The organism is Marinobacter lipolyticus (assembly GCF_018424605.1).
In the GTDB taxonomy this organism is placed as follows: Bacteria; Pseudomonadota; Gammaproteobacteria; order Pseudomonadales; family Oleiphilaceae; genus Marinobacter; species Marinobacter lipolyticus_B.
The window spans coordinates 53,363-74,272 of the sequence record NZ_QTKT01000014.1; the positions used below are offsets into that span (position 1 = coordinate 53,363).

Consider the following 20,910-nt stretch of genomic DNA (forward strand, 5'->3'; position numbering starts at 1 on the left):
GCTGACTCTCCTGCTCTGTTCTGAAATCGTGTCTGCCGTAACGAAAAACCCGCAGCCTGACTGGGTCAGAGTGCGGGTCGTCTGGTTCGATGCAGAAATGCGGGTATTAGCTGATCTTACCGCAACACTGCTTGTACTTCTTGCCGGACCCGCAGGGACAGGGCTCGTTTCGGCCTACCTTGCGTTCCTGGCGAACGAAGGTCTCCGGAGTGCCCTGCTGGTTGGCGTTCTCACCGTCCTCACGCTGCTTCTGGGCCGCGGCACTGGTTTCTTCGTGGCGCAGCTTGGCCTGGGCCAGCTCACGCTCCAGCTCTTCCTTGCGGCGGCGCTCCACTTCTTCCATTTCTTCGCGGCTCTGCACCCGAACATGGCACAACACCCGGGTGACATCCCGCTTCATGGTTTCAAGCATGGTCTCAAACAGGTTAAAGGCTTCGCGCTTGTACTCCTGCTTGGGGTTTTTCTGGGCATAGCCGCGCAGGTGGATACCGCGCCGCAGGTGATCCATGTTGGACAAATGCTCTTTCCACAGCGTGTCCAGCACCTGCAGGAAGACCTGCTTCTCGAACTTGCGCATGGATTCGGCGCCAGCCACCGCTTCCTTGGCCTGATACTCACTGACAATGGCGTCAAGAATCTTCTGGCGCAAGCTTTCCTCGTAGAGCTTGCTGTCTTCGTCCAGCCACTTCTGCACCGGCAGTTCGATCGCCATTTCCGACTGCAGCTGGGATTCGAGACCTGCCACATCCCACTGCTCCGGCATGCTCTGCGGCGGAATGTACTCGCTGACCAGAGCGTCCACCACGTCTTCGCGGATGGTGTTGATCATATCCGACACATCGGCAGACGACATCACTTCGTTGCGCTGCTCGTAGATCACCGTACGCTGGTCGTTGGCAACGTCATCGTACTCCAGCAGGGTTTTCCGCATGTCGAAGTTGCGGCCTTCCACCTTGCGCTGGGATTTTTCAATGGCGTTGGTCACCATGCGGTGCTCAATGGCCTCGCCCTTTTTCATGCCCATTGCCTGCATCAGGCTCTTGACCCGATCCGGAGCAAAAATGCGCATCAGGTTGTCTTCCAGCGACAGGAAGAAACGGGAGGAGCCCGGATCACCCTGACGCCCGGCACGACCACGCAACTGGTTGTCAATGCGACGGGACTCATGACGCTCGGTACCGATGATGTGAAGACCACCGGCGTCCAGCACCTGGTTATGGCGCTCGGTCCACTCCGCCTTCAGGCGCGCGACCTCTTCCTCGGTCGGGTTGTCGAGACCGGCAACCTCGAACTCCCAGTTACCACCCAGCACAATGTCGGTTCCCCGCCCGGCCATGTTGGTCGCGATGGTCACCGCGCCGGGACGACCGGCCTGGGCGATGATCTGGGCCTCGCTTTCGTGCTGCTTGGCGTTGAGGATCTTATGGTCGATCCGCGCCTTCTTGAGCAGCATGGAGAGCAGCTCCGAAGCCTCGATCGATGCGGTACCGACAAGAATGGGACGGCCCTCAGCGGTGACGTCCTTGATCTCATCAATAATGGCGTGGAACTTCTCTTCCTGTGTCAGGTAGATCAGGTCGTTGTAATCGATACGCTGAATCGGCTTGTTGGGCGGAATCACCACCACATCGAGACCATAGATCTGGCGGAATTCGAAGGCTTCGGTATCGGCAGTACCGGTCATGCCGGCAAGCTTGTCGTACAGGCGGAAGTAGTTCTGGAAGGTGGTCGACGCCAGCGTCTGACTCTCGGCCTGAATCCGCACCCCCTCCTTGGCCTCGATAGCCTGGTGCAGGCCTTCGCTCCAGCGACGCCCCGGCATGGTACGGCCGGTGTGTTCATCGACAATCACCACCTGATCACCCTGGACGATGTAATCCACATCCTTCTGGAACAGGTGATGAGCACGCAGCGCCGAATGCACGTGGTGCAGCAGGCTCAGGTTGGCGGCGGAGTACAGGCTTTCGCCTTCCTTCAGCAGCCCGCGCTCAAGCAACAGCTCTTCCACTTTTTCGTGGCCGGCCTCGGTCAGCTCGGCCTGGCGGGATTTTTCATCGATGGTGAAATCGCCGCTGGGTTCGCCTTCCTCGCTGACTTCGCCTTTTTCCAGGTTCGGAATCAGCGTGTTGATGGCCCGGTAAAGCTTGGAGCTGTCCTCGGCGGCGCCGGAGATGATCAGCGGGGTACGGGCCTCATCGATAAGGATGGAGTCCACCTCATCGACAATGGCGTAGTGCAGACCGCGCTGGACCTTGTCTTCGGTGCTGAACGCCATGTTGTCCCGCAGGTAGTCAAAGCCGAACTCGTTATTGGTACCGTAGGTGATATCGGCCTGATAGGCCGCGCGCTTCTCTTCCGGGGCCTGACCGGCCACCACAACGCCTACCTGCAGACCCAGGAAACGGTAAAGCTTGCCCATCCACTCGGCATCGCGACGCGCCAGGTAATCGTTGACGGTGACCACGTGCACACCCTTGCCGGGCAGCGAGTTCAGGTAGACCGAGGCGGTTGCCACCAGGGTTTTACCCTCACCGGTCTTCATCTCGGCGATGTGTCCCTCGTGCAGGGTGATACCACCGATCAGCTGGACGTCGTAATGGCGCATACCCATCACCCGGCGGCTGGCCTCGCGCACCGTGGCAAAGGCTTCCGGCAGAATGGCATCGAGTTTTTCACCCTCTTCCAGGCGGCGGCGGAACTCAGCGGTCTTGCCTTGCAACTCGGTATCGGACAGATTGCCAAACTGTTCCTCAAGTTCGTTAACGCGCAGAACCATCTTGCGCATTCTCTTGATTTCTCTGGCGTTTTTACTGCCGAACATCTTCGTTGCAAGCTTCGCGAACATAGACCACTGCTTCTTTGATTAATCGGAGGAAGCCGGCATTCTAACCTTATTTGCCGACAGTACAAAAGGCGGGGCTCACAGTGCCGTCATTTACGCCTGTGACATCGTCCAGCCCGGGGTAACGTTCTGATATTACGGGAGTGGTTGCAAAAGGGAAAGGCGCGGGGGAGGCACTTGCCTCCTCCGGTGCGGGTCAGCGGCTGGCCCGCTGAATGTAGGTTTCCGGATTCTCGGATTTACCGTTGCGAATCACTTCAAAATGAACGTGAGGCCCGGTGGAGCGGCCGGTACTGCCCATCAGAGCCACTACCTGCCCCTTCTGGACGACGTCGCCAACGTTCACCTCAATGGATTTGGCGTGAGCATAGCGTGTCACCAGGCCATCGCCATGGTCCACCTCCACCAGATTGCCGTAACCATAGCGCTCGTCGGCATAGGTCACCACACCGGCGGCCACCGCAATAATGTCGCTGCCTTCCTTGCCGGCGAGATCCACACCGGCATGCCAGGTGCGCTTGCCGGTGAACGGATCGGAGCGATAACCATAACGGGACGACAGCCATCCCCAGGTGATCGGGCGACCCTCGAGAAACAGCTCGTCCTCCAGTTTCTGGCGGGAGGCGACCTGATCCAGCAACCGCAGCTGCTGCTCACGGTCCTCAATGCGACGGGCAAGCTGGTCGATCATGAACGTCAGCTCGGGCGTGGAAAAGGATTCTCCCGCCAGCCCCTCATCTTCAGGACCACCAACCGCAGCGGGCTGATCAAAGTCGAACTCGTCGCTGGCAACCAGACCGGACTCGACAAAACGCTGTCCGAGGGCATCCAGGCGCAGCAGGCGCCCCTGCATCTCGCCGAGGCGCAGCGTCAGTGCATCAACCTGCTGCTGGACGTTCTGTTCAACAAGGGCGAGATCGGCTTTCTGTTCAGAGAGTTTGGCCTGCCATTCCAGCACCAGCTCCGAAGGCGTGGGTTGTGCCGCCTCGGCCTGACTGACAGCAACGCGGTAACCGGACCAGCCTGCGACTGCCAACAGCCCGAGAACCATGACCACCAGACCAGCCGCGACAGGTGCGTTCACAGCAACCACGCGAGACTTGCCATGGCGCTTGCCAACGAAAATTATGTTCATATCGTCTTCTGGTTTCATAGAAGAGCCGCAACCTGATCCTGTAGTGTTGCGCCTCGGAAATTCTGACCGGGCCTGCCATCCTTAGCAACAACTACGTATCGAAATTATCGCAGCCGCCCGTGGACATTCACACATGAGACAATGTAAAAGGAGTGTAATATAGGGGCTGCTGCCAAACCGTATTGAAGTGTAACCAATCGTAACCGGAGTCGTCGAGAAAAACCGCGACCATGAAAAAGCAATCAGACCTCAAGTTGACCCCGGACACCTTCCGCCGCGCGCCGGTTCTGCGCGAACTGATGCACAAGGCCGAGCTGCACCAGCAAGCCGAAGACGTGGTGCTGTCGGCACTGCCCGATCATCTTGCCCGCGGGGCGCGCTTTGTCACCTGCCAGGACGGCGAGCTGGTGCTTTCCGCCGAAACGGCCGGGGCGGCCAGTCAGATCCGCTTTCGCCAACACGAAATCATGGAATGCCTGCGCACCCATGAGATGTTCCGTTTCGTGTGGAAGCTGAAAGTGAAGGTGGCGCCGCCGCGGTTTCGCGACAAGCCGAAAGTGGAAAAGGCACCCCTGAGCAACGAAAATGCCCGGCTCCTCAAAGAGGAAGCCGGGCACACGAAGGACAAACAATTACGCGAGGTTCTCGAAAAACTCGCAAGCCACGTCCGGGATTAAAGCATCCAGCCTTAAGCCTGGGCCGCCAGCACAGGTTTCATGTAGGAAATCGGGGCAGTGGCCTCGTCGTCGAAGGTCACCACTTCCCACGCATCCTCTTCAGCCCTGAGCTTGCGCAGCAGCTTGTTATTCAGGTCGTGTCCGGACTTGATGCCACGGAACTCACCAATCAGGCTGTTGCCCAACAGGTACAGGTCGCCGATCGCATCCAGCACCTTGTGCTTGACGAACTCGTCATCGTAACGAAGGCCGTCTTCGTTAAGAATCTTGTAGTCGTCTACCACAATGGCGTTATCCACACTGCCACCCAGCGCCAGATTCATCGCACGCAGCTTTTCGATGTCACGCATGAAACCGAAGGTACGGGCGCGGCTGACTTCCTTCACGAAGGACGTGCTGGAGAAGTCAACGGTGGCGGTCTGGGCGCGACCCTTGAACACGGGGTGATCAAAGTCGATCCCGAAGCTGACCTTGAAGCCTTCAAACGGCAGGAAGGTGGCCTTCTTGTCGTCTTCTTCAATGGTCACTTCACGCTTGATGCGGATAAAGCGCTTGGCGGCTTCCTGCTCGGCAATGCCGGCAGACTGCAACAGGAACACAAACGGACCGGCAGAGCCGTCCATAATGGGAACCTCGGCAGCACTGAGCTCCACAAAGCAGTTATCGATTCCGAGACCAGCCATGGCCGACAGCAAATGCTCTACTGTTGCCACACGGACACCGTCTTTCACCAGCGTCGTGGACAGCATGGTCTCACCCACATTTTCCGCGCAGGCGCGGATCTCGACCATCGGGTCCAGATCCGTTCTGCGGAAAATGATCCCTGAATCAACAGGCGCGGGCTTCAGGGTCAGGTAAACCTTCTCCCCGGAATGCAGCCCCACACCGGTTGCACGGATAGTGTTTTTAAGTGTCCGTTGTCTGATCATCGGTTCATCATTCCGTCACAAATTGGCGATATTCTAGGCAAAATCTGCCCGGAGAATATCAGAAAGTCAGACTGAGTACCATTTAACCAATCTGGCTTTGCCTGAATTTTACAATAAGCCAACACATTGCAATCAGCGCATACTCAATCCGGTGTACTGGCCCCTTTTTCGTCAGGAAACCGGTAACAGATCACCATTGCACTAGATTATCAGTCAGCCTGACGGCGAAGGAATGCGGGAATATCGAGATAGTCGACCCCCTGCTCTTCGCTTTCTTTGCTCTGATCAAGCGCCACGTTTCCATGGGCCACGGCACGACGACGCAGCACTGCGGGCCGATCCAGCTGGTTATAATCGGTCTTGCCATCCAGAGAACGGGTGTTGTCCACCACCTTGGTCGGCTTTTCGCGATCACCGCCCAGGCCAGTGGCAACCACGGTCACCTTCAGCTCGTCGGTCATTTCCGGATCAATCACAGTGCCAACCACGACGGTCGCGGAATCCGAGGCGAACTCACGCACAATGTCGCCAACCTCGGAAAATTCGCCCAGGTTGAGGTCCATGCCAGCGGTGATGTTGACCAGAATGCCCTTGGCGCCCTGCAGGTTGATATCTTCCAGCAGCGGACTGCGAATGGCCGCTTCGGCCGCTTCGCGGGCGCGGTTCTCGCCGGTGGCGCGGGCGGTACCCATCATCGCCATGCCCATTTCGGACATCACCGTCTTCACGTCGGCGAAGTCGACGTTGATCATGCCGTTGCGGGTGATCAGGTCAGCGATGCCCTGAACCGCGCCCAGCAGTACGTCGTTGGCCGCAGCAAAAGCGTCCAGCAGGCTGGTTTTCTTGCCCATCACCGCCAACAGCTTTTCGTTGGGGATGGTGATCAGGGAGTCGACGCTCTCCTCCAGCTCTTTCAGGCCGGATTCAGCAACGCTCATGCGCTTGCCGCCCTCAAACTGGAACGGCTTGGTGACCACGGCAACGGTCAGGATACCCAGTTCTCGGGCCACCTCGGCAACCACCGGGGCCGCACCGGTACCGGTACCACCGCCCATGCCGGCCGTAATGAACACCATATCCGCACCCTTGATGGATTCGGCAATACGGTCACGGTCTTCCAGCGCCGACTGGCGCCCTACTTCCGGATTGGCACCGGCGCCCAGACCTTTGGTGATGTTACCACCCAACTGGATGATCTGGCGGGCATCCATATCAAACAGAGCCTGCGCATCGGTATTGGCGCAGATGAATTCCACACCTTCAATGTCACTGTTAAGCATGTGACGCACGGCGTTACCGCCACCGCCACCTACACCCACTACTTTAATGACAGCGCTTTGCTGGACATTATCGACGAGTTCAAACATTCCCCTACTCCTTCGTGCTGTTTTCAGCCCTTGTTCCAGGCTGTTTGTTCGAGATTGTGTTTTCGAGATACCTTCGTTGCATTCTTTACTGCCACCCGGCGCGGTCAGAAATGACCGGTGAACCAGGCTTTCATGCGCTCCAACAGCGAGGGTGCGTCTTCACCCTTGAGCACTGGCGTCCGCCCCAGATCCATCTGGCGGAAACCATGAATCAACAACCCGACGCCAGTGGCGTAGATCGGGTTATTGACCACTTCCGTCATCCCGGAGACTGCCTGCGGACAGGCCAGCCTTACCGGCATGTGGAAGATCTCTTCGGCCAGCTCCACCACCCCTTCCATGGTGGAGGAACCGCCTGTAATCACGATGCCTGCGGGTATCAGGTCTTCAAACCCGGACCGGCGCAGCTCCGACTGCACGAGGGTAAACAGCTCCTCGTAGCGGGGCTCCACCACCTCAGCCAGGGCCTGGCGTGACAGATCCCGCGGCGCGCGATCGCCCACGCTGGGCACCTTGATGGTTTCATCGGCGCCGGCCAGCTGGGTCAGGGCGCAGGCATACTTGATCTTGATCTCTTCGGCATTCTGCGTGGGCGTGCGCAGGGCCATGGCAATGTCATTGGTCACCTGGTCCCCGGCGATGGGGATCACCGCGGTGTGGCGAATCGCACCGCCGGTAAACACGGCGATATCGGTGGTGCCACCGCCAATGTCCACCACACATACACCCAGCTCTTTCTCGTCTTCGGTGAGAATTGCATGGCTCGACGCCAACTGCTCGAGAATGATGTCATCCACTTCCAGCCCACAGCGCTTGACGCACTTCTCGATATTCTGGGCAGCGTTGACGGCACAGGTCACCAGATGCACCTTGGCTTCCAGGCGTACGCCGGACATGCCCATGGGCTCCTTGATGCCTTCCTGGCTGTCGATGACGAACTCCTGGGGCAGGATGTGGAGAATTTTCTGATCCGCCGGAATGGCGACCGCCTGGGCGGCGTCGATGACCCGGTCGATGTCCGCCTGGGTCACTTCCCGGTCACGGATGGCGACAATGCCATGGGAGTTGAGACTCTTGATGTGACTGCCGGCAATGCCCGCATACACCGAGTGAATCCGGCACCCCGCCATGAGTTCGGCCTCTTCCACAGCGCGCTGGATGGCCTGCACGGTGGTTTCGATATTCACCACCACACCACGCTTCAGCCCCCGTGACGGGTGCGAGCCAATGCCCACCACCTCTATGGTCCCGTCCATTTTGCGCTTGCCGACAATCGCAACCACCTTGGAGGTTCCGATATCGAGGCCGACAATCATGTTTTCCGTTTCAACCGATGACATGTGTTTCACCAAACCGTAGGTCTGAATTTGACGTTGCTATGATTTTTTTCCGGAGCCGGACACGTCCGACTTCCACTTAACCGCCACCCCATTGGTGTAGCGGGCATCCACCTGGCTGACTTCATCCTCGCGGGAGATCAGCCGATTCTCGTACACTGTGATAAAGCGTTCGAACCGCTCCTCAACCTGATCACGCCCCAGCACCACTTCGATACCGTTGGCCAGAGTCAGGGTCCAGGCGCCCCGTTGCTCCAGCGTCAGGCCGGCAAAGCCGAGCCCGCGGGCTGAAAGCGTCTCACTCATGGTGCGGGCCTGACGGATCACATCCTTCACCCGCTCATCGGGGCCCGCCAGCCGTGGCAGCCGACCGGCAATCTCCGGATTCGGCGGCGCAAACAGTTCGCCGGAGCGGCTCACCAGACGGTCACTGTTCCAGTACGCCAGCGGCTTCTTCTCACGGATTTCGATTTCCAGACGGTCCGGCCAGACCCGGCGAACCGCCGCCGACTCCACCCAGGGCCGTTGCTCCAGCTCGGTTTTGATGTCCGAAAGGTCGGTGGCAAAGAAACTCCTGCCAATCCAGTCTCCGGTTTTGCGCTCCAGATCGGTGCGGCTCTCGCCAACCAGCGTGCCGGTCACATCGATGGCCATGATCTGCCGGTCCATGGCACTGAGTACCTGACCGGTGCCCCAGGGCACCATCGCCGCCAGCAATACGATGGCAGCGCCCATACCAACCTGCAGCCAGGGCACGGCTGCCAGTACGGCTTTCAGCAATCCGAACCGGTCTCGCTCGGGGCCCAGGGAGGTTGCTCCCCGTCGCCGAGGAGGCTCGGACGGTACCGCCCGACTCCGGATCAGAAGACTTTCAAGCATGGCCATCCTCCAGGGTGTCCTTGAGAATCCGCACCACCAGCTCTTCAAAACTGATGCCCGCGGCTTTGGCCGCCATCGGGACCAGGCTATGGTCGGTCATTCCGGGCACGGTATTGACCTCCAGCAGCCAGAACCCGCCGTCGCGATCCTGCATGATGTCGACCCGGCCCCAGGTGCGGCACCCCGTTACCCGGAACGCTTCCAGCGCCAGGTGTTGCAGTTCCAGTTCCGCTTCCGGCTCCAGCCCACAGGGAATGCGGTAGCGGGTGTCGTCGGTCAGGTACTTGGCTTCGTAGTCGTAGAACACGTGATCGGTGCTCAGCCCGATGGCCGGCAAGGCCTTGTCCTGCAGCAGGCTGACGGTAAATTCCGGGCCCTCGACCCACTCCTCCACCAGCACCAGAGGGTCCAGCGCGCTGGCTTGCTGGTAGGCGTCGGTCAGCTCCTCGCGATTGCTCACCTTGCGGATACCGATACTTGAGCCTTCGCGGGATGGCTTGACGCTCAGCGGCAATGACAGCTCCCGGAGAATGTCATCGGCCTCGTCCACTGACCCCATGGCCCGGAATTTCGGCGTGGGTAGGCCACAGCCAGCGAACACGTATTTGGTACGCAGCTTGTCCATCGCCAGCGCCGAGGCAAGCATTTCACTGCCGGTGTACGGAATCCCGGCCTGTGACAGGATCGCCTGCAAGGTACCGTCCTCGCCGCCGCGACCGTGAAGCGCGATGAACACGCGGTCAAATTCGGGATGATCCACGGTGCGCAACAGGCAGCCCTGCACATCCACGCCATAGGCGTCCACACCGGCCGATTGCAGCGCGGCCAGTACGGCATTACCGCTTTTCAGCGACACTTCCCGTTCGGCAGAGTCACCGCCCATGAACACCGCCACACGACCGAGCGCCCGCACCAGCTCGGGAGCAGCCTGATAGCCCTGGGTATCGATGCGTTTTGCGTCACTCACTGGCAATCACTCCTGCCGCCGCCAGGCGTGCGGCAACACCGCCAATATCCCCTGCGCCCTGAGTGATCAGCAGATCACCGTCCCGCAGGGTGTTGGCGAGCAAATGTTCAATTTCGCTGTTGTCTTCCACAAACACCGGCTCCACATTGCCACGCTGTCTAATGCTGCGGCACAGGGCGCGGCCGTCGGCGCCAGGAATGGCGGCCTCGCCGGCTGAGTAAACGTCCATCAACAGCAGGCCGTCGACTTCCGACAGCACCTTCACGAAGTCCTCGTAAAGATCCCGGGTACGGGAGAAACGGTGCGGTTGATAAAGCATGACAATGCGGCGTCCCGGCCAGGCATCGCGGGCGGCACGGATCACCGCGTCCACTTCGGTCGGATGGTGCCCGTAATCGTCCACCAGCGTGACGTTGCCGTTGGGCGTCTGGTAATCACCGTACACCTGGAAGCGACGACCGACGCCAGCGAACCCGGCGAGCCCCCGGCAGATGGCGGCGTCATCCACGCCCTCATCGGTGGCCACCGCGATCGCAGCCAACGCGTTGAGTACGTTATGGCGGCCCGGCATTTTCAGCTCGACCTGCAGATCCGCGCGGCCACCGGGGCGACGCACCACAAAGTGCGTCCGCAAGCCGTCGGAACTGATCTGCTCGGCACGGTAATCGGCGTCGGGGTTATCGATACCGTAGGTGATGATGGCCCGGGAAATACGGGGAATGATCTCGCGTACGAACCCGTCATCAACGCACATTACCGCAACGCCGTAAAACGGCAGGTTGTGGAGGAAGTCGACGAACGTCTGCTTCAGCCGCTCAACGTCACCGCCGTAAGTGTCCATGTGATCGGCTTCGATGTTAGTGACCACCGAAATCACCGGTGTCAGGTGAAGGAACGAGGCATCGCTCTCATCCGCCTCTGCCACCAGATAACGGGAACCGCCCAGCTGGGCATTGGTACCGGCACTGTTCAGCTTGCCGCCAATAACGAAGGTGGGATCAAGCCCCGCCTCACCCAGCACCGACGCAATCAGGCTGGTGGTGGTGGTCTTGCCATGGGTGCCCGCCACCGCAATACCGTGACGATAGCGCATGATTTCCGCCAGCATCTCGGCACGGGGCACAATTGGCACCCGACGGCTGCGTGCGGCCGCCACCTCCGGGTTATCTCCGGACACGGCGGTGGAGACCACCACTACGTCTGCCTTGGCACTGTTGGCCTCACGGTGCCCGATGTGCACCTCGACACCCATGGCCTTCAGGCGATCGGTGACGGCGCCCTCGCGAATATCGGAACCGGAGACGTCGTAGCCCTGGTTCTTGAGCACCTCGGCGATGCCGCTCATGCCCGCACCGCCAATACCCACGAAGTGGATGTTGCGGATGCGGCGCATTTCCGGCACCTGATAGACCAGCGGCGGATTGGTTACATCAGCCATTAGCGGCCTCCAGACAATAATTCACAACTCTCTCCGTTGCGTCCGGGCGCGCCAGCGATTTCGCTGCGCGCGCCATATTCATTACCCGGGCCCGGTCGTTCGCCAGGTCCCGCAGTGTCTCGGCCAGCACCTCAGGGTTCAGCCTGGATTGCGGTATCAGAACCGCTGCCCGGGCATTCACCATTTGCTGGCCATTCTGTGTTTGATGGTCATCTACGGCGTGGGGGAAAGGCACCAGAATTGCGCCGACGCCAGCCACACACAACTCCGACACCGTCAGCGCGCCGGACCGGCAGACCACCAGATCGGCCCATTCATAGGCTTCCGCCATATCGCTGATGAACGGCTCGACCGACGCTTCCACTCCGTGGGCCTGATAGGCGGAGCGGGCCGCATCCGCGTGTTTCTCACCACACTGATGGCGTACCTGAGGCCGCTCTGCGTCGCTCATCAGTGCCAGTGCCTCGGGCACCTGCTGATTGAACACCTGGGCACCGAGGCTGCCACCAACAACCAGCACGCGTAGCCGGCCGTCACGACCTGCCATCCGCTGCTCCGGCGGTAACAACGCCGCGACGTCCTGGCGAACCGGGTTGCCAGTGCAACGGGTTATCACCTTCTCATCGAAGCTCCCTGGAAACGCTTCCAGTACTGTGTCGGCGAACCGCACCAGAATCCGGTTCGTCATCCCGGCGATGGCGTTCTGTTCATGAATCACCAGTGGGATACCGCAGACCCGGGCGGCAAGCCCCCCGGGCCCGGTGACAAATCCGCCCATGCCGACAACGCAGTCGGGGCGGATTCTGCGCACAACACCAAAGGCTTCGCCCAGTGCTCTGAGCAGACGGAACGGCGCAGTCAACAATGCCAATCTGCCCTTGCCACGCAGGCCGGACACATGGATCAGCGACAGCGGTATTCCGGTGTCGCCTATCAGGCGCTCTTCCATACCGCCGGCGGCTCCCAGCCAGAACACTTCGTGACCTTTTTCCTGCAGCAGGCGCGCCGCCGCCAGCGCCGGAAACACATGGCCACCGGTGCCGCCCGCCATCATCAGGAACCGACGCGATTCAGTCATAAACCGCACCTCCCCGGACACGCTTACGGCCTTTCTTTTCCTGCGCCAGACGTTGCTGATCCAGCCGCTCCATTTCCACACGCGCCAGAACACCCAGGGAAACACAGGTAATCATCAGGCTGGAACCGCCGTAACTCACCAGGGGCAACGTCAGGCCTTTGGTGGGCAACAAACCGGTACTGACCGCCATGTTGATGCCCGCCTGCAGACCAATCAGCAATGTGATGCCGTAGGAAAAGCAGGCCGCAAACGGCATGTTCGCCAGTTCCGCCCGGCGGGCAATCACGAAACCGGTGACCACCAGTACCGTGAACAGACCCAGCACAATCAGCGAACCCAGCAGGCCGAACTCTTCGGCGATGATGGCGAAAATGAAATCGGTATGGGCCTCTGGCAGATAAAACAGTTTCTGAATCGAGTTGCCGAGCCCGACACCGCCCCATTCGCCACGACCAAACGCGATCAGCGACTGGGTAAGCTGGTAGCCACTGTCAAACTGGTCCTTCCAGGGGTCCAGATAACTGACCACCCGCTTCAGCCGGTAAGGCTGGGTGACGACCAGAACAATGCCGAGAGTGACCAGGATACCGATCAGGGGCATGAAGCGACTGAGCCGCACGCCGCTGAGGAAAATCATGCCGGCCGCCGCTGTGACCAGCACCACCGTGGCGCCGAAGTCGGGCTGAATGACCAGTAGCATCGATGCAACACCCAGCACCGCCAGCGGTTTGAGGAAACCGGCCCAGGTGTGCAGCAGCTCTTCACGGCGGCGGACCACGTACCCCGCCAGATAGGCAATCAGACACAACTTGGCAACTTCAGAGACCTGAACATTGAACAGGCCGAACGGAATCCAGCGGGTCGAGCCGTTGACCGTGCGGCCCAGCGGCGTCAGCACCAGGATCAGCACGAGCAGACCAACGCCCAGGAGCAACCAGCCGCTGCGCTCCCACCAGGCCACCGGCACGTTGACTGCCACCAACGCCAGAAAACAGCCAATGCCGGCAAAAATAAGCTGCCGGATAACATAGTGGTAGCTGTTGCCGGCGGTTTCAGCGGCCATGTCCATGGACGCCGACGAGATCATCACCACGCCCATGACCAGCAGTGCCATGGAGCTGATAATCAGCAGCGGCAGTGGCCGCAGGTCGCTGAACAGCTGCTGGCGGTTGGGCAGCGACAGGCTGGCGTTGGTCATAGCTCGCCCTCCACCACGCGACGGAACTGGTCACCGCGGTCGGTGTAATCGCGGAACATGTCAAAACTGGCGCAGGCTGGTGACAGCAGTACCCGGTCTCCCGCTCGTGCCAATGCGGCAGCCGCGGTAACCGCGCCCGCCATGCTCTGCGCATAGACCACCTCGACGGAGGTCGCGACGCGCTCGGCAATCAGGCCGGCATCCTGACCGATCAGCACCACCGCCCGGCAATGCAGCGTGACAGGTGCTTCCAGCGGCGAGAAGTCCGCGCCCTTACCGTCACCGCCGGCAATCAGCACGATCTTTCCATTCTCCGGCGCCAGGCTCTCGATGGCCGCCACGGTGGCACCGACGTTGGTTCCTTTGGAATCGTTGATGTAATCCACGCCGTTTACCCGGCGCACGAATTCACACCGGTGTGGCAAGCCGCGGAATTCGCGGGCCACCGCCAACATGGTGTCCATCGGCAGTCCTGCGGCCTGACCCAGCGCCAGCGCCGCCATCACGTTGCTGAGATTGTGGCGCCCCAGCAGTTTCAGTTCGCTCGCCAGTAGCAGGTTATCGAAGCCAAAGGTGATCCAGGTGCCCTGATCATCGTCCCGGGTGCTGAAGGTGTCCGGATTGACGCGATGGAAACCGAAACACAGGAAACGCAGACTGTCCCGCGCCATGGGCGTACTCAGCGCATCATCCAGATTCACGATGGCGTTCTGGCAGCCGCGGAAGATCCGCTGCTTGGCCTGGAAATACGCCATCTTGGACGGATACCGATCCATGTGGTCGTCGCTGACATTGAGCACCGTGGCCGCCAGGGCATTGAGCTCTTCGGTGGTTTCGAGCTGGAAGCTGGACAACTCGAGCACATACAGGTCAGCCCCCCGACCCAGCAGGTCCAGGGCGGGTGTGCCTATGTTGCCGCCAACTTCCACCCGCCGGCCGGCAGCCGCTGCCATTTCGCCCAGCAAGGTGGTGACCGTGGTTTTACCGTTGGAACCGGTGATTGCCACAATGGGCGCGTCTGCGGCTTCGGCAAACAGGTCGATGTCGCCGCGGATGGTGGCACCCTGCGCCCGCGCCGCCTGGATGGCCGGACTCTCGACGCTGATTCCGGGGCTGACCACCAATTCGTTGAAGGTCTGGAACAACTCGGCGTCGAACGGGCCGGTGTGCACCGGTACCTGTGGCCAACCGGCCGTCAACGCCTCCAGACCCGGGGGATGTTGCCGGCTGTCGGCAACCGCGACATCCCGTCCCTGATCGCACAGATAGCGCACGCAGGAGAGCCCGGTTTTCCCGAGCCCTACGACCAGTGTGCGACGATCTGAAGCGATGACACTCATGGAGACGCCTTTGCCCTATCGCAGTTTCAGACTGGCAATGCCAATCAGAACCAGAACCACAGTTACGACCCAGAACCGCACAATGACGCGCGGTTCAGGCCACCCTTTCAATTCAAAATGATGGTGCAACGGCGCCATGCGGAAGATTCGCCGACCGGTGAGGCGGTAGGACGCCACCTGCAGAATGACCGAGACGGTTTCCATGACAAACACGCCGCCCATGATAAACAGAACAATTTCCTGCCGGACGATGACCGCCACCACACCCAGGGCTGCGCCCAGCGCCAGAGCGCCCACGTCGCCCATGAACACCTGCGCGGGATAGGTGTTGAACCACAGAAATCCGAGGCCTGCGCCGACCAGCGCACCGCAGAACACGATCAGCTCACCGGTGCCGGGCAGATGCGGGATCAGCAGATAATCGGCGAACTGCGCATGGCCTGACAGGTAGGCGAACAGGCCCAGCGCACCGGCCACCATAACGGTCGGCATGATCGCAAGGCCGTCCAGACCGTCGGTGAGATTGACCGCGTTGCTGCTGCCGACAATGACGAAATAGGTCAGCAGTATGAAGATCACCGGCCCCAGGGTCAGCGATACGTTCTTGAAGAAAGGAACATACAGCGAGGTTTCCTGCGGCAGAGTGGAACTGAAGAACAGCACGACTGCGGCGGTTGCGCCGATCAGCGACTGCCAGAAGTATTTCCAGCGTGCGGGCAGACCACGGGGGTTGCGCTCCACCACCTTGCGGTAATCGTCCACCCAGCCGATGGCGCCGAACAGCAATGTCACCAGAATGGTCACCCAGACATAGCGATTGCTGAGATCCGCCCACAGCAGCGTGCTGACACCAATGGCCACCAGAATCAGGGCACCGCCCATGGTCGGCGTGCCGGCCTTGCTCAGGTGTGTCTGCGGACCGTCATCGCGAACCGCCTGGCCAATCTGGTACTGGCTGAGCTTCCGTATCATCAGCGGGCCAATCAGCAGCGAAATAGCCAGCGCCGTAAGCGTGCCAAGGATGCCCCGCAGGGTCAGATACTGAAACACGGTCAGCGCCGTGAAATACTGTGATAGAACCTCTGTCAGCCAGAGCAGCATGAGTTATTCACCTTTTCTTTAATTCCCTCCACCACGCGATCCATGGCGGAACTGCGAGAACCCTTGACCAGCACGGTCAACGGACGCTGCTGATCAACCAACAGGCGGTCCACAGCCTCAGTGTGTGTTTGGCATAGCTCGGTGGTGTCGCCAAAACCGTCGACATAGCCGTCGCCCCCTGGCCCCACAACCATCAGCCGCTCGATGCGCTGCGTCCGGGCGAAGGCACCCACTTCACGGTGCAGCGCGCGGCTTTCCGGCCCCAGTTCAGCCATCGCCCCGAGTACCGCAATGCGGGTACCGGGCCGGGACGCCAGCACGCCAATAGCCGCCTTCATGGAAGCCGGATTGGCGTTGTAACTGTCATCAATCACGGTCAGCGACGGCGATACCTCGACCATCTGCAAACGGCCTTTGACCGCCTCCAGCGCCTGCAGTCCCTGCCGCACAGCCTCATCCGCTACGCCCAGGGCACGCACCGCGGCAATGGCCAGCAGGGCGTTGGTGATATTGTGATCACCGTGCAGAGCCAGGGAGACGCTACACTGCCAGCCATCGCGATGGTGTGCGATGAAACTTTGTCCATGGATATCGGCGGTCACTTCTGTCGGGTAATAATCCGCTCGCTGATCGCTCTCGCGGCAGACAACCGCCACCCGGCGCTCACCCGCGCGCTTCTGCCAGATGGCGAGCGCCGGATCGTCACCGTTCAGCACAACCAGACCATCTGCGGGTACGCCCTCGATAATCTCACCCTTGGCTTCGACGATGTTCTCGTAACTCCCGAACCCCTCAAGGTGTGCGCTGCCGGCGTTGGTCAGAATCGCCACCTCCGGCCGTGTTATCGCCACGGTGTGGGCAATTTCCCCCAGCCCGCTGGCACCGAGCTCGACCGCACCAAAGCGGTGTTGCGGGTCGAGCCGGAACAGCGTCAGCGGTACGCCGATGTGATTGTTGAGGTTACCCTCGGTTGCCAGCGTCGGGCCGGCCTGCGCCAGTATCGACGCCACCATCTCCCGAACCGTGGTTTTGCCACTGCTGCCGGTCACTGCCACCAGGCGGGCAGCACTCTCGTTTCGGTTGCCCGCCGCCAGCTGCGCCAGGGCATTCACGGTGTCCTGCACCACGATCTGGGGTAACGCCACGCTGTCATCGACGACATCGACCACGGCGCCGACAGCTCCGGCTTCCCGGGCCGCGTCCACGAACCCGTGGCCATCAAAATGCTCACCCCGCAGCGCCACATACAGGTCGCCCTGCTGAATCTTGCGGGTGTCGGTGGACACGGACGCATACTGGCGCAGCAACGCGGTGTCGTCATTGCAATGGCCGCCGGTCAATACCGCGGCTTCGGCCAGGGAGAAGGCCCGCATCATGCCACACCCCCGTTGAGCTGTAGCACGTGACGCACCTGTTCGGCGTCGCTGAAGTGAACGCGCTGGCCAGCCACTTCCTGATAATCTTCATGGCCCTTACCCGCGATCAGCACCACATCACCCTCCGCGGCCTGGCGAATGGTTCGGGCAATGGCTTCCGCGCGATCATGGATCACGGTAACCGCATCCCGGTCCGCAAAGCCGGCAAGAATGTCCCGGGCGATCGCCGCGGGATGTTCACTGCGGGGATTGTCATCGGTCACGACCACCACGTCGGCGCCGCGCTCCGCCTCACGGGCCATTTCCGGGCGCTTGCCGCTGTCCCGGTCTCCACCGCAACCGAACACACACATCAACTTTCCGCTGACATGGGGGCGCAGCGCGGCGAGGGCATTCGACAATGCATCCGGGGTATGGGCGTAATCCACCACCACCCGCACGCCGGCCGAACCGGTAAAGGATTCCAGTCGCCCCGGAGGTGGCTGCAGGGCACTGACGGCACTCCTGACCCGATCCACCGGAACACCCAGCGAGAGCACCGCGGCCATGGCCGCCAGCACGTTGCTGGCGTTGAAGCTACCCATCAGCGGGACGGATAAATCAATGCGCCCCCACTGGCCGTCAACGGAGGCGGAGAAACCGTCCAGTGTCGGCTCGAATTCGGTCAGCCACAATTCAGTCTGTGCCTCATGGAGGCTGTAACGAACCCGGTCACACTTTCCCGCCAGCTGATCATGGAGTTGCCGGCCAAACGGGTCATCGTAGTTGATCACCGCAAAGTGCAGCTCTTCGCGCTCGAACAGTTTTGCCTTGGCTGCGCCATAGGCTTCCATTGAGCCGTGGTAGTCCAGATGATCCCGGGTCAGATTGGTAAACACAGCGCCGGTCATGGTGAGCTGATCCACCCGGCCCTGATCCAGCGCGTGGGACGACACCTCCATTGCCGCCGCACGGCCGCCCAGCGCCACGATGCGGGACAGCACCCGATTCACCTGCACCACGTCTGGCGTGGTGTGGGTAGCCGTCTGCAGCGCACCGGGCATGCCATAGCCGAGCGTACCCAGCACCCCGCACGGTGTACCGGTATGCTGCAGCAATTGCGCAATGTACTGGGTCACCGACGTCTTGCCGTTGGTACCGGTCACACCAATCAGGCGCAGACGCTGGGATGGATGCTCGAAAAACCTGTCAGCTATCCGGCCAAGCTTGCCGCGCAGGTTCTCCACGGGCACCACCAGCGCGCCCCGGTATTCGTGGCATTCGGCGGGCTGCTGCACCTCAAGAATGACCACCGAAGCCCCAGCGGCCACCGCCTGATCCACATAATGCTCCGCCGTCGTTCGCTGGCCGGCCAAAGCGATAAAGGCGTCGCCGGAGGTCACCTGGCGACTGTCGGTTTGCAGCCCATGGATGGTGACATCAAACACCGAGGGCACTGGCGCAATGCCCTGCAACAATGTGCTGAGTGATGTGATACACATACGCTTACCCCCGCTCCCCGGGTGTTTTCTGGCCTGCTGCTGCATCGCCGACATCCAGTTCCGGCTTCACATTCAGCAGTCGCAATGCATCGCTCATTACCCGTGCAAACACCGGCGCAGCAACTTCACCGCCGTAATACTCCCCGGACTGGGGCGCATCGACCGCCACAACGGTGACGATCCGCGGATGATCAATCGGTGCCATGCCCGCAAAAATGGCTTTGTACTGACTGTCCTGGTATCCGCCCTTGCCGACCAGATGCACGGTGCCGGTCTTGCCGCCGGCGGAGTAGAAACCCGGCTGCGCGCGCTTGCCGGTGCCATTCTCGACCGCTTCACGCAACATCTCCCGCACCTGAAATGAGACCTTCTCGGACAGCACTCGTTCCCCGACCGGGCGCTCATCAACCTTCAGCAGGCTGAGGGGGTAACGGATACCGCCGTTGGCCAGCACCATGTAAGCCTGCGCCAGCTGCAGGGCGTTCACACTCATGCCGTAGCCGTAGGACAGCGTTGCCTCCTCGACCGGGCGCCACTTCGGCGGCGCCGGCAGAACGCCCACGGCCTCGCCCGGGAAACCGATACCGGTGGGCTGACCAAGACCCAGCCGCGCATAGAGATCGCGGATGACATCGCCACCGAGCTCGGTGGCAATGCGGCTGACGCCCACATTGCTGGATTTGGCGATGATATCGGTGAGCCCCATGACGCCGTAGTTGCGGCTGTCACGAATGGTAAAACGGCCGAAGCGCCGGTAACCCGGCGCCGTGTCAATGGTGCTGTTGTGATTGAACTTTCCCGACTCCAGCGCGGCGGCCATGGTGACCGGTTTCATGGTGGACCCGGGCTCGAACAGATCGGTGATCGCCTTGTTTCTAAGCCGGTCGGGGCTCAGCTGACTGCGGTCGTTGGGGTTATAGGAACCCTGATTGACCATCGCCAGCACTTCCCCGCTATCCACATCAAGCATCACCAGGGTCCCGCCGCGGGCCCCATGGGCACCGACAACCGCCTTCAGCTCGCGGTAGGCCAAGTACTGCAGGCGAAGATCGATACTCAGCGCCATATCCCGGCCCGGTCGCGCTTCGCGGATCAACGTCAGGTCCTTGATGACCCGGCCCCGGTTGTCCTTGAGCACACGCTTGCGGCCACTCTTGCCGCTGAGCCATTGGTTATAGGCCAGCTCCATGCCTTCCTGGCCACTTTCATCAATGTTGGTGAAACCGACCACGTGGGCTGTCACCTCCCCGGCAGGGTAATAGCGGCGGTATTCCTGTCGGCTGTAGACACCGGGAATGCCCATGTTCAACGCGCTCTCGGCCAGCCCGGGCTGCACCTTGCGGCGCAGGTAGATGAATTCGCGATCAGAATAGGTATGCAGGCGCTCGCGCAGCCGCGCCTCGCTGATATCCAGCAGGCGGGCGAGATGCGCCAGGCGGGGCTCACTCGGATCCATCTCCGACGGATTGGCCCACAGCGTCTGAACCGGGGTACTGACGGCCAGCGACTCGCCATGACGATCGGTGATCACGCCACGGTGAGCATCAATGGATTCGACACGAATGGTGCGAACGTCACCCTGCTGGCGCAGGAACTCGTTATCCACCACGTGAAGGTCGACCAGGCGCCAACCGAGCGCACCGACCACGATCAGAAAAACGCCCAGCACGGTGCCGTAGCGCCAGGCTTCAAGCCCGGCAGCCAGTCGCTGACCCCATGTTGTGTTGTTTCCCTGACCGGACAAAACTGCCACCTTATGTTTGTT

15 protein-coding genes and 1 pseudogene are annotated in these 20,910 nt (G+C 60.9%); 1 reads left to right on the forward strand and 15 read right to left on the reverse strand.

Annotation, left to right across the window (positions count from 1 at the left end):
• Positions 1-106: 106 nt before the first annotated feature.
• Together secA and DYI22_RS15885 are read right to left on the reverse strand one after the other, a co-directional pair.
• Positions 107-2,845 carry a preprotein translocase subunit SecA gene (gene secA / locus DYI22_RS15880; RefSeq protein WP_213479046.1) on the reverse strand — a complete coding sequence of 913 codons (2,739 nt, stop codon included), beginning with the start codon at positions 2,843-2,845 and terminating at the stop codon, positions 107-109.
• A gap of 193 nt (positions 2,846-3,038) precedes the next feature.
• Positions 3,039-3,995: a M23 family metallopeptidase gene (locus tag DYI22_RS15885; RefSeq protein ID WP_213479047.1), complete on the reverse strand. Its 957-nt coding sequence runs from the start codon at positions 3,993-3,995 to the stop codon at positions 3,039-3,041.
• Between the two features lie 212 nt (positions 3,996-4,207).
• Here DYI22_RS15885 and DYI22_RS15890 point away from each other — a divergent pair, with 212 nt between their 5' ends.
• Positions 4,208-4,654 (forward strand): DciA family protein, encoded by a 447-nt coding sequence (locus DYI22_RS15890; RefSeq protein ID WP_213479048.1) that lies wholly within the window; start codon positions 4,208-4,210, stop codon positions 4,652-4,654.
• 11 nt (positions 4,655-4,665) lie between these two features.
• Here DYI22_RS15890 and lpxC read toward each other — a convergent pair whose 3' ends face one another.
• From lpxC to DYI22_RS15955, 13 genes and pseudogenes are all read right to left on the reverse strand, one after another.
• Positions 4,666-5,583, reverse strand: a complete 918-nt coding sequence (lpxC, locus tag DYI22_RS15895; protein WP_213479049.1) for a UDP-3-O-acyl-N-acetylglucosamine deacetylase — start codon at positions 5,581-5,583, stop codon at positions 4,666-4,668.
• 377 nt (positions 5,584-5,960) lie between these two features.
• A pseudogene (gene ftsZ, locus DYI22_RS15900) lies at positions 5,961-6,950 on the reverse strand (cell division protein FtsZ); the annotation flags it as partial.
• 104 nt (positions 6,951-7,054) lie between these two features.
• The gene (ftsA, locus tag DYI22_RS15905; protein ID WP_213479051.1) at positions 7,055-8,290 is read right to left on the reverse strand and encodes a cell division protein FtsA; all 1,236 of its coding nucleotides are present in this window, start codon (positions 8,288-8,290) and stop codon (positions 7,055-7,057) included.
• Between the two features lie 36 nt (positions 8,291-8,326).
• On the reverse strand, positions 8,327-9,166 hold the full coding sequence (locus DYI22_RS15910; protein ID WP_213479052.1) for a cell division protein FtsQ/DivIB: 840 nt from the start codon (positions 9,164-9,166) through the stop codon (positions 8,327-8,329).
• A complete protein-coding gene (locus DYI22_RS15915; protein ID WP_213479053.1) occupies positions 9,159-10,133 on the reverse strand; it encodes a D-alanine--D-alanine ligase in 975 nt (324 codons plus the stop codon). The genes DYI22_RS15910 and DYI22_RS15915 overlap by 8 nt, the downstream gene beginning before the upstream one ends.
• A complete protein-coding gene (murC, locus tag DYI22_RS15920; protein WP_213479054.1) occupies positions 10,126-11,571 on the reverse strand; it encodes a UDP-N-acetylmuramate--L-alanine ligase in 1,446 nt (481 codons plus the stop codon). Before murC ends, DYI22_RS15915 begins: the two co-directional genes overlap by 8 nt.
• Complete coding sequence (murG, locus tag DYI22_RS15925) at positions 11,564-12,649, reverse strand: undecaprenyldiphospho-muramoylpentapeptide beta-N-acetylglucosaminyltransferase (protein WP_213479055.1); 1,086 nt, start codon at positions 12,647-12,649, stop codon at positions 11,564-11,566. The genes murC and murG overlap by 8 nt, the downstream gene beginning before the upstream one ends.
• Positions 12,642-13,847 carry a putative lipid II flippase FtsW gene (ftsW, locus tag DYI22_RS15930; RefSeq protein WP_213479056.1) on the reverse strand — a complete coding sequence of 402 codons (1,206 nt, stop codon included), beginning with the start codon at positions 13,845-13,847 and terminating at the stop codon, positions 12,642-12,644. Before ftsW ends, murG begins: the two co-directional genes overlap by 8 nt.
• Positions 13,844-15,187: a UDP-N-acetylmuramoyl-L-alanine--D-glutamate ligase gene (gene murD / locus DYI22_RS15935; RefSeq protein WP_213479057.1), complete on the reverse strand. Its 1,344-nt coding sequence runs from the start codon at positions 15,185-15,187 to the stop codon at positions 13,844-13,846. Before murD ends, ftsW begins: the two co-directional genes overlap by 4 nt.
• Before the next feature lie 15 nt (positions 15,188-15,202).
• Positions 15,203-16,288, reverse strand: a complete 1,086-nt coding sequence (gene mraY / locus DYI22_RS15940; RefSeq protein WP_213479058.1) for a phospho-N-acetylmuramoyl-pentapeptide-transferase — start codon at positions 16,286-16,288, stop codon at positions 15,203-15,205.
• The gene (locus DYI22_RS15945) at positions 16,273-17,664 is read right to left on the reverse strand and encodes a UDP-N-acetylmuramoyl-tripeptide--D-alanyl-D-alanine ligase (protein WP_213479059.1); all 1,392 of its coding nucleotides are present in this window, start codon (positions 17,662-17,664) and stop codon (positions 16,273-16,275) included. Before DYI22_RS15945 ends, mraY begins: the two co-directional genes overlap by 16 nt.
• Positions 17,661-19,145, reverse strand: a complete 1,485-nt coding sequence (locus tag DYI22_RS15950) for a UDP-N-acetylmuramoyl-L-alanyl-D-glutamate--2,6-diaminopimelate ligase (protein WP_213479060.1) — start codon at positions 19,143-19,145, stop codon at positions 17,661-17,663. The genes DYI22_RS15945 and DYI22_RS15950 overlap by 4 nt, the downstream gene beginning before the upstream one ends.
• A gap of 4 nt (positions 19,146-19,149) precedes the next feature.
• The gene (locus DYI22_RS15955) at positions 19,150-20,889 is read right to left on the reverse strand and encodes a peptidoglycan D,D-transpeptidase FtsI family protein (RefSeq protein WP_213479061.1); all 1,740 of its coding nucleotides are present in this window, start codon (positions 20,887-20,889) and stop codon (positions 19,150-19,152) included.
• Positions 20,890-20,910: the final 21 nt, after the last annotated feature.

What these genes read in the sequence shown, in the direction of transcription:
- secA (WP_213479046.1), bottom strand. Translation starts at nt 2,845, where the DNA reads ATGTTCGCGAAGCTTGCAACGAAGATGTTCGGCAGTAAAAACGCCAGA.
- DYI22_RS15885 (WP_213479047.1), bottom strand. Translation starts at nt 3,995, where the DNA reads ATGAAACCAGAAGACGATATGAACATAATTTTCGTTGGCAAGCGCCAT.
- DYI22_RS15890 (WP_213479048.1), top strand. Translation starts at nt 4,208, where the DNA reads ATGAAAAAGCAATCAGACCTCAAGTTGACCCCGGACACCTTCCGCCGC.
- lpxC (WP_213479049.1), bottom strand. Translation starts at nt 5,583, where the DNA reads ATGATCAGACAACGGACACTTAAAAACACTATCCGTGCAACCGGTGTG.
- ftsA (WP_213479051.1), bottom strand. Translation starts at nt 8,290, where the DNA reads ATGTCATCGGTTGAAACGGAAAACATGATTGTCGGCCTCGATATCGGA.
- DYI22_RS15910 (WP_213479052.1), bottom strand. Translation starts at nt 9,166, where the DNA reads ATGCTTGAAAGTCTTCTGATCCGGAGTCGGGCGGTACCGTCCGAGCCT.
- murC (WP_213479054.1), bottom strand. Translation starts at nt 11,571, where the DNA reads ATGGCTGATGTAACCAATCCGCCGCTGGTCTATCAGGTGCCGGAAATG.
- murG (WP_213479055.1), bottom strand. Translation starts at nt 12,649, where the DNA reads ATGACTGAATCGCGTCGGTTCCTGATGATGGCGGGCGGCACCGGTGGC.
- ftsW (WP_213479056.1), bottom strand. Translation starts at nt 13,847, where the DNA reads ATGACCAACGCCAGCCTGTCGCTGCCCAACCGCCAGCAGCTGTTCAGC.
- murD (WP_213479057.1), bottom strand. Translation starts at nt 15,187, where the DNA reads ATGAGTGTCATCGCTTCAGATCGTCGCACACTGGTCGTAGGGCTCGGG.
- mraY (WP_213479058.1), bottom strand. Translation starts at nt 16,288, where the DNA reads ATGCTGCTCTGGCTGACAGAGGTTCTATCACAGTATTTCACGGCGCTG.
- DYI22_RS15945 (WP_213479059.1), bottom strand. Translation starts at nt 17,664, where the DNA reads ATGATGCGGGCCTTCTCCCTGGCCGAAGCCGCGGTATTGACCGGCGGC.
- DYI22_RS15950 (WP_213479060.1), bottom strand. Translation starts at nt 19,145, where the DNA reads ATGTGTATCACATCACTCAGCACATTGTTGCAGGGCATTGCGCCAGTG.